A 14,809-nucleotide genomic window follows, 5' to 3' on the forward strand; every position below is an offset into this window, starting at 1 on the left:
ATAACAAGTAACCATAGCTGTTTACGTGCGCCACACGTTGTTTCAGGGTCGAGAAACAAATCAATTCATTCCTTAACAAGTGGTATGCAATCCGTCTTGTTGATATTGATTATCAGTTAGATCTAACTATCTGTCAACACCTAAATGCAAATAATTCTTATTATTGTGGCGCTTGTTTTTTATTCATATATAAATCGGCTAGTTAGCACTGCCATTTCATAAAAATGCTTATCTTGGCTGAACAATTAAGAATAAAAAATAGATGTTTAATACTTATTGAATAATTTGATATGAATTTTTATTATAAAAGTATTGATCTTTCAAAGTTAAAATAAATTCAAGCTAGGAATGATTTTATCGCCTTCCAAGACAGCGACTGCTTTGATATCAAATAAAATAGTCTCTTATAAAATCTTAACCCCCAAAGATCAACAGCCTTTAATTAGTAGCTAAAAATATTCGTACTTAATTGGATATTTTAAGCCACTAACGCACTTTATTTGCTGTTATACGTAAATTAATCTGCTCCACTAGTACTTTATCCTGCTTGTTTAGACGCCCTACAATGAGCAAGAAATCACTACCGTCAGTTTTTATTACTTTAATGCTTGTGTTATCAAGTTTGGTTTTACCGTAGGTGGTTTCTATTTTTTCTATGTCTTTAAAGTGACTAAGATCCGATTCAAGCCTGCCGTCATCGTTTTTGTAGTAACTAAAAATATAGTTCTCGGTTATTCCGTTACCGTCTTCTCGGTAATCAAATACTGCATCGCTATAAAAATAAAGTATTTCTTCGTTTTCAGGTGTTAGGCGATTACGTTTTAAAAAGTGTACTTGGTAAGACCATAAACTATCGCCTTTTATAATTGCGGCATTGGGTAAAATATTTACTTCTTGAAGTACGCCTAAAAATAATAGAGGTGCAAACGCAAGCGAGATTAAATACTGTCTAATTCGCCAGTACGAGTTGTAATGTAGGGCTTTACTTGTATCGGTTTGTTCAATGTAACTAACTAGAGGCAACCATAAAAATGGCATTATACAAATCACTATGGTTGCGTATTCGTCCATTCGATAAGCAAAGGCGCTGGCAAGTACCATTAGCCAGAGTGTTAAGGCAGTCCAGTTAGGCATTACTCTATTTTTGTTTAACTGTTGTTGGCTGTGCTCTGCAAGTGCGAGATACAAAGGGTAATACCATAAAAACGCAAATATACCTCGAGCAATAGGCATAATACTTGAGTTGTCGCGTTCTTTAATGGCTTTAAAGTTACGATAACTCCAATAATTAACAAATATGCCTAAACTTAAAATACTGTAAATAATAAACTTACTTACAGATACTGCATAAAATGGACTATCTTCAAATTTCACTTTTTTTGCTGACTCTAATCGCCAATCGGCGAAAAAGAATATGAGTACTAAAATATAGCCAGCCAACACATACTTAAGCCAGCTATAACCAAAGCTATCTAGCACATCAGCTGTTGTTTGAGGCGTTTCGGTCGTTTCCGCGTATTTTAGAATAGGGTAATGGGTTGCTGATATTAACTTTTTACGCTGTGCTAAATAATCATCTATTTGAGCGGCTTTAATATGATCTTGTTTTGCGTAATAGTCATAACTCAGTGTTAAAACATTATCATTAAATTCAGTAGTTGTTTTTAGGTTGAAGTAGTCGTTATCAATTTCTTGTTGATCGCTATCAAATCCCCAACCTTTTTCTGCAAAATGTAGTTTTATTGTGGTGTTAATTATATTGGGGTAGCCAAAGTAGAGTGGGTCGGTGCGATTTACCTGCTTTGGTTCGTAAACGCTATTTTGTATTTCATTCGCGTAAAAACTAGCTTCGTAGCCTTCGTCTGTTTTTTCCCAAAATTCACTAATTAAATACGATTCTTTGGTTATTAGTTTACCCTTTTGTTCTTGTTCACTAATAGTCATTGCTTCATTGATTGATAGATCCTTTAAAAAGCCTTGGTAATACTCGAAGTAAGATTTAGCAACGCTATTTAGACCACTGCTGGCTATATTGCTTCTTCGGTTAATAGCTTCAAATTCAGCATAAGTGTACTGGGTTTCAAAACGTGATGGCTCAGATACTTTTTCAGCAATAAAAAAGTTATCTTCTACAGATACATTTGTATGTACAGGTTTTTGCGCCATTGAAGTTAAAGTGGTTTCACCTTTATCAATAATTAGGGCATAGCCATAATTAGGCTGTGCTAAATATTCGAGAGTACCTCGTTGGTAGCTAACCGTAGGATCGAGCCAGTAGCGTTTTCCGTTTTGTTTAAGCGTAACAATTACGTGATTAAATACACTTGCAGAAGGTGGAAGTTCTTTTAAACGTTTGGTTTCCTCTGTATCAACTAGCGCAGGGAAGGCCTCTATATCCATCGCTTTTAATAACGAGATAAGCAGTACTGTTTTATCTTTGCAATCGCCATATCGTAGCGAAAGCGTTTCTGAAGCTGACGTTGGTTGATGCGAGTTAGTGCCCATTTCAAGCCCTAAATATCGAACTTCGTCTTGGCTAAAGCGCAGTGCTGCTGCAATTTTGTCTGATGTTTTTGTGTGTTTTGCTTTTATTTCTTCAGCTACATCCAAAATGCTGTTTGGGGTTTCTATGGCTGATTGATAAAGTGGATATGCCCAGTTAACTACCTGACCCCAATCGTCAAACTCAGAAAAGTAAACTTGTGTATATGGGTCGTACCACGTTGGGGTTTGAGAATTCTGCTCGAGTAAGGGTTCTTCAAAAAGAGTTATAGAATAATCTTTGCCATATTTGTTAAGCGTTTCTTGAATATCTGCTGTGCCGTTTATTGTATTAATATGTAAAGGCGTTTGTTTACCCCAAAGTACACGCATATTTTGTTGCACTACGGGTACCGACCAGTTTAGCGTGCGTCTTGTACTAAATTTATTAGCATATATAGGGTTGCTACCTGCCACTGTGTAGCTGTAATCAAGTATGTCGCCACTGCGCATATCATCAATAATAATGTTGAGTGATAAGCTACCATTATAAATACGATCAGCTAACTCAGATTCACCTTGTATAACCGTCATTCTCGCGCTGCCAAGCTTATCAATACGCTCATTATTTCTAATAATCGTTAAGCTGTTTAGTGTTAGCGACTCATAACTTGGATCAAAATCAAGATTAAGCTGGCTTATATAATCAACACCACTTTGATTTAAAGCTTTCATAACCAAACGCGTATAGCGTTGCTGTTTTTGTCTGCTCGGTATATAGGATTGGTTATCGAGTAACAAATAAAGTGTGCCGTCACGTACCTTGGTTATGTCGGAATGCTTGGGTTGCTCAATAATATGTGTATTAACCCAATTAGCTGGTTTATCTATTTTATATTGCTGCGCAAAAATACTATGAGAGGAAATTAATAAGGTAAGTGCAATTAGCCAAGAGCTGAGTCGAAGGAAGTTCCATTTCATTGTAGGGTCTTATAGTTGTTTTTATAAATACTATTGAAGGAATAATGTACCAAATTTAGGCTTTTTTGACAATGAGATGTTAATTGAATCCATCCACATATTTATATCTATAATTATGATAATGAATAAGTTCAGCTCAATTTAGCTTATTATTTATATGCATAGGTTATAAATACAATGAAAGCATAAAGGTATTTAATTATCTCTAAAAATAGCTTTGCTATTTGTCTTATTGCTCGGCACACATTTTACTTTGCAAAATACACTATGCTTTTATAAAGCACGCAACCACCGCATTTACCGCTCAGCAAATGGGTGACTTGGTCGGTGTTAGTCGCTCTACAGCACGCCGTTACTCGGAGTATTTGCTTGAATCAGTAAGTTAACAGCGGATCAAAGTTATGGCAGTATTGGCCGCCCTGAACGTTGCTATAAAATAGCGAAGTAACTTTTTGTACCTAAGGCTTAAATGTTAAATTCCATATATTTCAATGCCTTACGTTTTTTTTGTTATGTTTGATATTTAATAGATACTGACGATAAAAAAAATATGTTGAATTGATTGCATTTTAAGCGGCTTGTATGGTGATGTTCGCTTTAAGTGATGTTATACTCCTGCGGAATAATTTATCGACTTTATTAAGAGCAAAATTAATGGCAGATTTATCGAAGTACAGAAACATTGGTATTTTCGCGCACGTTGATGCGGGTAAGACCACGACTACTGAGCGTATCCTAAAGCTTACTGGTCAAATCCATAAAACTGGTGAGGTTCATGATGGTGAATCTACTACTGACTTCATGGAACAAGAAGCTGAGCGCGGTATTACTATTCAGTCTGCGGCTGTAAGCTGTTTCTGGAAAGATCACCGCTTTAACGTTATCGATACTCCTGGACACGTTGACTTCACAGTTGAAGTTTACCGTTCACTTAAAGTACTAGATGGCGGCATCGGTGTGTTCTGTGGTTCTGGTGGTGTTGAACCACAATCAGAAACTAACTGGCGTTATGCTAATGATTCAGAAGTTGCACGTATTATCTTCGTAAATAAATTAGACCGTATGGGTGCTGATTTTTACCGTGTAACTGAGCAAGTACGTAAAGTACTTGGCGCAACTCCACTAATCATGACTTTACCAATTGGTATTGAAGATGAGTTTGTTGGTGTTGTAGATGTTTTAACTAAAAAAGCATACGTTTGGGATGACACTGGTCTTCCTGAAAACTACGAAATCACAGACGTTCCTGCAGACATGGTAGATAAAACTGACGAGTATTATGAAATGCTTGTTGAAACTGCCCTTGAGCAAGACGATGCACTACTTGAAGCTTACATGGAAGGTGAAGCACCTTCTTTAGAAGACATCAAACGTTGTATCCGTAAAGGTACTCGTGACCTTGCTTTCTTCCCAACATACTGTGGTTCTGCGTTTAAGAACAAAGGTATGCAGCTTATTCTTGACGCTGTTGTTGATTACTTACCATGTCCTACAGAAGTTGATCCTCAACCTCTTATGGATGAAGAAGGTAACGAAAATGGCGAGTTCGCAGTAGTATCTACTGACGAGCCTTTCAAAGCGTTAGCATTCAAAATAATGGATGACCGTTTTGGTGCATTAACATTCGTACGTATTTACTCAGGTAAACTAAACAAGGGTGACACTATCCTTAACTCGTTTACTGGTAAAACTGAGCGTGTTGGCCGTATGGTTGAGATGCAAGCAGATGATCGTAACGAATTAACTAGCGCACAAGCTGGTGACATCATTGCTATCGTAGGCATGAAAAACGTGCAAACTGGTCACACATTATGTGATCCTAAGCACCCAGTAACACTTGAGCCAATGGTATTCCCAACTCCAGTAATCTCGATTGCTGTACAGCCTAAAGATAAAGGCGGTAATGAGAAAATGGGTGTTGCTATCGGTAAAATGGTTGCAGAAGATCCATCTTTCCAAGTTGAGACTGATGAAGATTCAGGCGAGACTATCCTTAAAGGTATGGGTGAGCTTCACTTAGATATCAAAGTAGATATTCTTAAGCGTACTTACGGCGTAGACCTTATTGTTGGTCAACCACAAGTTGCTTACCGTGAAACTATCACTAAAGAAATTGAAGATAGCTACACGCATAAGAAACAATCTGGTGGTTCTGGTCAGTTCGGTAAAATCGACTACCGCATCAAGCCAGGCGAAGTTGCTTCAGGTTTCACGTTTAAATCATCAGTTGTTGGTGGTAACGTACCTAAAGAATTCTGGCCTGCAGTTGAGAAAGGCTTCAAGTCAATGATGGGTACTGGTGTTCTAGCTGGCTTCCCTGTACTTGACGTTGAAATTGAACTTTTCGACGGTGGTTTCCATGCCGTGGATTCATCTGCAATCGCGTTCGAAATCGCTGCTAAAGGCGCTTTCCGTCAATCGATCCCTAAAGCGGGCGCACAACTTCTTGAGCCAATCATGAATGTTGACGTGTTCACTCCAGAAGATCACGTTGGTGACGTAATCGGTGACCTTAACCGTCGTCGTGGTATGATGAAAGACCAAGAAGCTGGTTTAACAGGCAGCCGTATTAAAGCTGACGTACCGTTATCAGAAATGTTCGGTTACATCGGTACACTACGTACAATGACATCTGGTCGTGGTCAGTTCTCTATGGAGTTCTCACACTACGCTGCATGTCCGCAAAACGTTGCTGATACAGTAATCGCTGCAGAAAAAGAGAAAAAAGCTGCTAAGTAATTAGCTCTTTAACTCTTTAAAAAAACCCGCACATGTTGCGGGTTTTTTATTGCCTATAATTTGGTTTTATTTTTTTAGTTGTTTATAACTACTTTTTATTATTAATTAGTCCTATGTTACTAATTAATAAAAAGGTACTAGAAAGCAATTTATTTACCTCAATTACTTAATTGGTTGGTTTATAAGAGGTTAATTGTAAAGTAAATGTAACTGTATGAATTTTAAGAACTTCTATTGATGCATCTATATACGTAATGTAGAATGCTAGCACTTTTAGACTAGAGCTCTAAAGTCAGATAAGGAAGTCTCCGCAGCAGAGACGTTTGCTATTAATTCTATATAAGACGTAACAATCATGAAATCTATTAAATTAGCACCAAACTGGTGGCTACAATTTACAAAATGCGTTTTAGCATTCAGCTTAATATTTTTAATTCATATTATATTTTCTGTGAACCTAAAAATTGTTTTTCTCACTGTAATGCCAGCTCTACTGATTATTACTACTTTTAATATTCTTCATCTTCGTTTTTTACATTGTTATAAAGCAGGCATTTGTTATACGCGTTTATGCACAAAGCGTTATATCAATAGCGAGGAAATTAGTTGCGTATCATTTAGTTCGTTTTTTCTTTTCACCATTTTTAAGGTGGAGTTAGATAATGGTAAAACGTTCCATTTTTATAACTGGCAACTTGATGATGAAACGCAATCAGCTATTTCTAAAATGTACTGCAATAAGTTAGCTAACAAAATTGAAAATATTAGCGATAAATGCAATGCTTGATCTTTAATTTAGATAGCAAAAAGGAGCGATTAATCGCTCCTTTTTTGTTTTTGTATTTTATAACGCGCTAATTAAACTTTTTTATAGCCTTAGCTTTTAGCGCTTTCATCTTTAGCCTGCGTGGCTTCTTAAAAGACTGGATAGGCATTGTTACCAACTGCTCTTGTGGTAGTGCCGGTATTGTTTGTGGATAAGCACCTTCCTTTGGTACCGAAATTTCTTTTAGATGTATTTTAAGTGCTTCTAGAGTTGAGTCGTTATCAACTTCACTAGGGCAAATAAATATACCTAACTTTCTTAGTTGTACACCGAGTTTAATGCTACTGGTATAACGGATAATCGGAGCGCCTAATACTAAGCCCAGCAATATAGGTGATAACCACCAAAAGAATACTGGCGTGAAGTAGTAAGCCGTACAACCCCATGCAATAGCCACAATAGTTGAGAATAACGTATAACCAAACGCCTCTTTCCACGGAACCATACGACCTTCGCGCGGTTGTGCATCCCACTTCACTTTTTTACCTAAAAACACACAAAGTACAAAGTAAGCATGAAATACCATCATTAATGGGGCAACAATAATAGCGAATACGGTTTCAATGATTGAACCTAGTATGAGCTTAAATGAACCACCAAAGCGTTTGTTTCTATGTATTAAGGTTACTATTATGCCCATTAGTTTAGGCATTAATAAAATAACAATAGTTAAATACAAGAGTGAATCAATCAGATCGGTTTTAGCTATTTGCCATGTAGGGAATAATTGATAAACACGGTTAAAGTACACATCACTATTTAATGCGCGCGTTACTGCATCAATAGTACTTAGCGCTAGCATTGAGAGCCAAATTAGTGATGAAATATAGGCTGTCGCACCGAGTAAAAAGTGTAGCTTACTCATTAATTTTAATTTTGATGATGATAGTAAACCTAAGTGCTGAATATTACCTTGCACCCAGCGTCTATCGCGTACAGCGTAGTCTAGAATGTTACTTGGTACTTCTTCATAGCTACCTTCAATATCTGATAGCAACAATACATCCCAACCAGCACTGTGAAGTAGTGAAGCTTCTACAAAGTCATGACTTAAAATTTCGCCGCCAAAAGGTGCATTACCTTTTAGTGTTGGCAAGCCACAGCACGTTATAAATGCTTCAACTCTAATGATTGCATTATGACCCCAGTAGTTGGCTTTATCAGTTTGCCAAAAAGCTGAGCCAGTAGCGAGCATTGGGCTATATAGCACTGACGCAAACTGTAAAAAACGGCCAAAAAAGGTATCTTGACGAACAGGGATCGGAATTGTTTGAATAAGACCGGCTTGTGGGTTGTTAAGCATACTTGTAGTGAGCTCAAGCATACATTTACCCGTCATTACGCTGTCTGCATCAAGCACAATCATATGGTCGTACTGGCTGCCCCAGCGTTCACAAAAGTCGGTTAGGTTACCAACTTTACGATGTTTGTTATCTTCTCGGCGACGATAAAAAACGTTTTTTGCTGTATCACCTAAACGTTCACACAATGCATGCCATGCACTTAGCTCATTTTTAGCTATTTCTGGGTCTTGCGTGTCACTTAATAAGTAAAAATCAAAGTTTGCAAGTTGACCTGTTTCTTTTAACGATTGCAGACTTACTTCAAAGCCCGCGATAACACGGTGAGTGTCTTCGTTATAAATAGGCATTACAACGGCGGTTTTTTGGGCGTTAATTGCCTCGTTATTAAACTCAATGGGTTTAATACGCTTTAGCGTAAGTGGGTCAATTCGCAATAGCTGTAATACAAAGCCGATTGTTCCACTACAAAAAGCCGTTACAATCCACGCAAAGGTGATTGAAAATAATACAAGTAAAGCATACTCAAGCAATGTCATACCGTTTGAGTTTAAAATTTCAAACATGATAGATATGCCGTAACCTGATGTGCCAAGTGCCGCAATAGCAAATAGCCATACTCTTAGTGTTTTGAATGGCATTGGAGTGCCCTTACCTTTATTACTTGATGTCATTTGGGTACCAAACATAACTCCATACCTCGCTAATTTCTTTATCACGTAGTTTTAACGATAAACGCATATCAACGGGTTGATCGTCCTGTGGTGCAATTTTAAAGGCGACACGCCATCCACGTGAATCAGGTAGTTTTTGTACGTTTACATCGGTTACTTCGCCCGTTGTAAGTTGAATGTCGGCATCGAGTTTTAATTGATCAGAAAGTTGATTTATTTCTGGACCTGTAAAATCAACAGTAAATTGACGATGACTTTTTGGTGGTGGGTTGTCTTCACCTGGTAAAGCGGCGCTACCGATCCTTGTGCGCAGTACTCTCGCTTTCTCGTGCTGAGTTAAAACTGCATTAAAGGTCGTCATTTTGTAGCTTAGCTTTAGCGAATCACCGGCTTTCATTGGCTTTTCTGGTACCCAGTAACTTACGATATTGTCGTTAGTTTCTGTATCAGTAGGTATTTCTACAAGCTCTACACGGCCATTTCCCCATTCACCTTGTGGTTCAATCCATAGGCTAGGGCGGTTGTGATAATGTGCTTCGGTATCTAGATAATTATTAAAATCTCGGTCGCGCTGTGCTAAACCAAAACCTTTAGGGTTATTATATGAAAATGATGTAACACTCAGTTGTGAAGGATTGTTAAGCGGACGCCATACCCATTTATCATCGGCAGATTGCGTTAGTAAGCCATCTGAGTCATGAACTTCAGGGCGGTAATCGTCAAAAAATTTGGTGCTGTTTTCGCCGTGATAAAACATACTTGTTAGTGGCGCTACGCCGAGCTTTTTAATATCTTTACGCGCAAAAATTTGCATATCTACATCAACAAGCATGTTTGTTGTTGGATCAACATTAAACTTATAGGCACCAGATATAGATGGGCTATCAAGTAATGCAAAAATAGTAATACTTGTTTGCTCAGCTTTTGGCTTAACTAACCAAAATTCTTTAAACACTGGGAACTCTTCACCTGAATTTTCAGCGGTATCTATTGCTAAACCACGGGCAGACAAACCATAAACTTGATTAGGACCGACTACTCTAAAGTACGATGCCCCCTGAAATACCATTACTTCATCTTTATATTCATTAGTATTTAACGGGTAATGTAAACGAAATCCTGCATGGCCTAATTGAGTGCCCGCTACACTTTTAGCTATTTCTTCTTGAAGTGGCGCTGCAGTTCCATCGTATTGATAAAAATCGGTGCTAAAAGGCAAGCGACTACGTTTAGAATCGCTATCAACTGTATTTATAGTGACAGGTGTTTTGTATAAAAACCCCGGATGGAATAATTGCAGTTCGTAAAGACCTTCATCTTTCCAAACCGCTTTGTCCTTTTTAAAGCGAATTGAACGGTAATCTTGATAATCAATATTATTTAATGCTTCAAGCTCGATGTTTTTAGGCGCCACGTATTCTTCACTTGCTAACTTTTTAGCGCGAGCGCTAATTACGTCAAATAAGCTACTTTGTGGGATTGCTACATCAACTGTTGCAGCAATCGCTTGGTTGCTATTGCCCCAAGTCGAAAAAATAATAAGTAGACCCAGTAGTGGTGCTGACTTTTTTTGCCATTTAGGCAGGTTTTGGGTTAATTGTTTCATTCTCATTCCTTTATAAAAACACGACTTATTTTTACGTTCAGGGTAAATATTGATTTTATTTTGTAAGTATCTTCTAAATAACTTAGAGCAAAATTTAAACCTTAATAAAAATTCATATTTTTCAATAGGTAATATTTATATACATAATTCACTGAGGTTTTGTTGTGTAAAATTCACTCAAATGTATGTAGTTGTTACTGATTAATTACTAGAAGATTCACAGATCGTCTAAACATATTACGGGGGGTTTAATGAAGCTTGTCTGAATTACATTTGTATAAAATAAAAAAGCCGCAAGAGCGGCTTTTAAATGTTTAGATCTAACTTAGTTATTTCTTTTTAAATCGACGCACTATTGATAGTGGTGCTAAAAGAAGTGATAACCATAATAATGAACCTGCATCATTATCATCATCTGAGCGTAAGTTATTTACTTTCACGGCTACTTTTTCAACGTTAGATAAGTTACCCACGCTATCCTGAGCTTGCACTGTTAAAGTAATACGATTTTCAAATTCGTAATCAATCTCTCCAGCAACAATTAGCTGCCCCTGATTGTTAATAGAAACGCTGTCATTATCTGATGTAATAAATTTAACAACTGGTGATTCATCGGCATTTGGATCACTAAAATCGAGTGTGCCGATAATTGTTCCAATTGCGCTGTTTTCATCGACTGCAAAAACTTGATCAGCTTTAATAACTGGCGTTTGTTCTTCAGGTGTTAAAGTGATTTCAGATTTAATATCAATAATTACAGGGTCGTGATCTGATGCGCGGTATGCACTTTCAGAGTACAAACTAGATTGTTGACCTTCGCTTTTAAACTCTACATTGTAATCAAGAGAAATAGGTTCATCTGCGTTGATGTGCCAATCTGTTGCTGCGACAATTTTGCTAAGTAGTGATTGGGTAGCTACTGCATGATCTAAACTACCTGCGCGACCAGAAAAACTGTAAGAATAACCAAGCGTATCACCATCAATTTCTGCAACTACATTTTTGTAGCCTTTATCAGCAAATGCACGTATAGGATCTTCCATTGCGTAAGCATTCATATCGCCGACTAAAATAGTATCTTCGTCGTCAACACCGGTTGGTTTGCTATCAAGCCAATTTGCGAATGCATTAGCACCTTCTGTGCGTATTTCATTCCAACAGCCTTGTCCATCACCTGAATCTGCATTGTTTCCAGAAGCACTACCACAGCTTTTAGATTTAAGGTGTGACACAGCAACAGTAAATACTTCATCAGTTTCTAATGATTTAAAGCTTTGTGCAATTGGAGCACGGTTACTAAAATCAAATGGAGCCTCAGTCGTAATAGCAGCAGTACCTACTTCTTCTACTTTGTTAGCACGATAGATAAGTGCGGTAGTAATTGCATCGGTACCAATTTGATCTACGTTAAAATCAACAAATGCATAGTTGTTAGCACTATCAGCGTCATTTAATGCATCTACTAAGCTTGCAATTGCACTAAATTCGCCAAAACCATCATTTTCAATTTCCATTAAACCAACAACATCGGCCTGGATAGCGCTAATGGCACTTACAATTTTAGCTTCTTGGCGAGTAAATTCAGCTTCTGAATCTGCACCTCGGGCTGTAGGGAACCCTCCGCCTTGGCCATCACCATTAAAGTAATTAAGTACGTTAAAGCTAGCTACACGTAAATCTGCTTCAGCATTAAGTTCAGGCGCATTTTCACGTGCATTTGTTGCAATAAACGAAGGTGCTACAGTTGGGTGGATTCTGTAAAGGCTAAAGCTATAAGCAAGTGCCCCCGTAACCGTATTAACTGTATCGCCAGTACGTAATGTATTTTCTGCTGATAAACCTGGAGTTGGGTAGGCTGTAGGGTCTAAGTTTTGTACTGTAGAGCCATCATCTAGTAAAATCTTTTTAAGTAGATTTTCAGTTTCAACTGCATTAGCTGCATCTCCAGGTAATGCAACTTGGGTACCTTGATACAAGCGTTCTGTTGCTAATTCAACTTCACCATATCGACCAAGGCCAAAGTTATTAGTTACTACTAATGGTTGTTCTAATGTAACTAACATACCTTCAAAAGCTTCTAAATCAGTTGCATCAGCTAAAGGTAAAGTGATTTTTGTAGCTGCTACAGCTAAACCTGTATTACAAACTGCTACTTGGCTTACGCTGCCAATTTGTGTTGCATCAAAATACTCTTCAACAGTACCTTGTACGCGCACATGGTCACCAACATTTACATCAGTATCTGCAAAATAAACAAATACACCTTCAGAGGTTAGTGGGTTGGCATCTATGTCAGCAGCAAGTGAGCTAACAAAAAAGCCTTTTAATTGATCATCATCTTGGAAGTCTGCGGTTACAATACCCTCAAATTCTACTAAAGTATCAACAAGCGGGCTTGCAGAGCCATCACCTTGAATAGCGTTAATTAGTACTTTTTCTGCGCCACAAACAAGTGGAACAAGTGGTTCTGGCTCAGGCTCTGGTTCAGGTGTTGTTCCACCATTACCTGCGTGCGAACCTAAGCCATCAAAATCATCTTTTTCAAACTGTACCCATTCTTCACTTGGGTTAAATGCTGCATCTGGTGTTGTTCTACCTGCAGTAATGCTGTCTTTACGACGAAGTGTTTTATCTTGTGTTTGTACTGCGCCTTCAGACCAAAAAGAACCGGGATCTACACCGCGTTGTCCAAAGCTATCTACTACAGAACTACCTTGCATTAGGACTAATGCATCATCACCATTAAAATTAGCAACACCATGTTCTAAATCTGCTTTTTCTTTTAGTGCATCATTTGAACTTGAATTAACAATAACAAAGGTGCTGTTAGCTGCTAAAGTACCAGACAAATCAAGAGTTGATTGAATTGTAGTTTTGCCATTTACATATAAATTTAATGAGTATTGATCAAGAGTTAGTGGAGATGACGAGTTATTATAAAGCTCAATTGCTTTATTATTACTGCTTCCTTCAATATATTCAGAAATGATTAGAGCAGCGGATGCTGGTGCACTGAGACTTGCTATAACAAGTGCGAGTGGTGTTATTTTTGTTTTAAACATTTTTTTATTATTCCCGTGTATTAATCCCAAAATGGGACACCAGTTTAGAGAATAAATATGACGAAAATAATACAAAAATGTAAACAGATGTAAATAAAAGGCGGTTTAGCCGCCTTTTTATAAAAACCTTACTTTTTAGCTAGGTATTGTGCGGCTTGCTTAGCAAAATAGGTCAATATTCCATCAGCGCCTGCACGCTTAAATGCAAGTAAAGACTCCATTATAGTAGCTTCCTCACTTAACCAACCGTTATCAATAGCTGCTTTGTGCATTGCATACTCGCCACTTACCTGATATGCGAAAGTAGGTACACCAAACTCGTCTTTAACACGACGTACAATATCTAAATAAGGCATGCCAGGCTTAACCATGACCATATCAGCGCCTTCTTGTAAGTCTAATGCGACTTCACGTATTGCTTCATCAGAGTTTGCTGGGTCCATTTGGTAGGTTTTTTTATCGGCACCTTTTAAGTTCCCAGCAGAACCTATTGCGTCTCTAAATGGGCCATAGTAGCTAGATGCATATTTAGCTGAGTAGGCCATAATACGGGTATGTACAAACCCATCAGCTTCAAGTGCTTCACGAATTGCAGCAATACGGCCATCCATCATGTCCGAAGGGGCAATTACATCAGCGCCCGCTTCTGCATGCGAGAGTGCTTGTTTAACTAAAATTTCGGTGGTTACGTCGTTTATTACATAGCCTGTGTCATCAATAATGCCGTCTTGACCGTGCGTCGTGAATGGATCAAGTGCACCATCAGTAATTACACCCAACTCAGGAAAGGCTTCTTTTAAAGCGCGAACAGTGCGTTGCACTAAGCCATCGTCATTATATGCTTCTTCGGCAAATAGTGATTTTTTGTCCGCAGGGGTTACCGGAAAAATAGCAACGGCAGGTACGCCAAGATCAACAAGTTCTTTTGCCTCAAGTAATAGTAAATCTATCGATAGACGTTCAATACCAGGCATTGATTCAATTGCTTCGCGACGATTTTTACCTTCTAGTACAAATACAGGGTAAATTAAATCGTTTACGCTAAGTTGGTTTTCGGCCATTAAGCGGCGAGAAAAGTCGCTGCGGCGCATTCTGCGCATGCGAGTATACGGGAAAAGGTCTAATCCTGATTGGGCCAT

The 14,809-nt window shown here is 38.1% G+C and carries 6 protein-coding genes and 1 pseudogene; 2 read left to right on the forward strand and 5 right to left on the reverse strand.

Annotation, left to right across the window (positions count from 1 at the left end; genetic code table 11):
* Positions 1-486: 486 nt before the first annotated feature.
* A complete protein-coding gene (locus I6F48_RS17990) occupies positions 487-3,462 on the reverse strand; it encodes a DUF3857 domain-containing transglutaminase family protein (RefSeq protein WP_197119987.1) in 2,976 nt (991 codons plus the stop codon).
* A 245-nt stretch (positions 3,463-3,707) separates the two neighbouring features.
* Between I6F48_RS17990 and I6F48_RS21405 the strand changes: the two are divergent.
* Positions 3,708-3,910, forward strand: a pseudogene (locus tag I6F48_RS21405) (two-component system response regulator); the annotation flags it as partial.
* A 206-nt stretch (positions 3,911-4,116) separates the two neighbouring features.
* Positions 4,117-6,201 (forward strand): elongation factor G, encoded by a 2,085-nt coding sequence (gene fusA / locus I6F48_RS17995; RefSeq protein WP_024593825.1) that lies wholly within the window; start codon positions 4,117-4,119, stop codon positions 6,199-6,201.
* Between the two features lie 854 nt (positions 6,202-7,055).
* Here fusA and mdoH read toward each other — a convergent pair.
* The 4 genes from mdoH to hemB form a co-directional block, all read right to left on the reverse strand.
* Positions 7,056-9,017: a glucans biosynthesis glucosyltransferase MdoH gene (gene mdoH, locus I6F48_RS18000; RefSeq protein ID WP_197119988.1), complete on the reverse strand. Its 1,962-nt coding sequence runs from the start codon at positions 9,015-9,017 to the stop codon at positions 7,056-7,058.
* A complete protein-coding gene (locus I6F48_RS18005; RefSeq protein WP_197119989.1) occupies positions 8,989-10,608 on the reverse strand; it encodes a glucan biosynthesis protein in 1,620 nt (539 codons plus the stop codon). The genes mdoH and I6F48_RS18005 overlap by 29 nt, the downstream gene beginning before the upstream one ends.
* A gap of 329 nt (positions 10,609-10,937) precedes the next feature.
* Entirely contained in the window at positions 10,938-13,670 is a 2,733-nt protein-coding gene (locus I6F48_RS18010) for an ExeM/NucH family extracellular endonuclease (RefSeq protein ID WP_197119990.1), read from the reverse strand.
* Positions 13,671-13,798: 128 nt separating this feature from the next.
* Positions 13,799-14,809 carry a porphobilinogen synthase gene (gene hemB, locus I6F48_RS18015; RefSeq protein ID WP_024609387.1) on the reverse strand — a complete coding sequence of 337 codons (1,011 nt, stop codon included), beginning with the start codon at positions 14,807-14,809 and terminating at the stop codon, positions 13,799-13,801.

The organism is Pseudoalteromonas sp. SWYJ118 (genome assembly GCF_015864505.1).
Taxonomy (GTDB): Bacteria; Pseudomonadota; Gammaproteobacteria; order Enterobacterales; family Alteromonadaceae; genus Pseudoalteromonas; species Pseudoalteromonas arctica.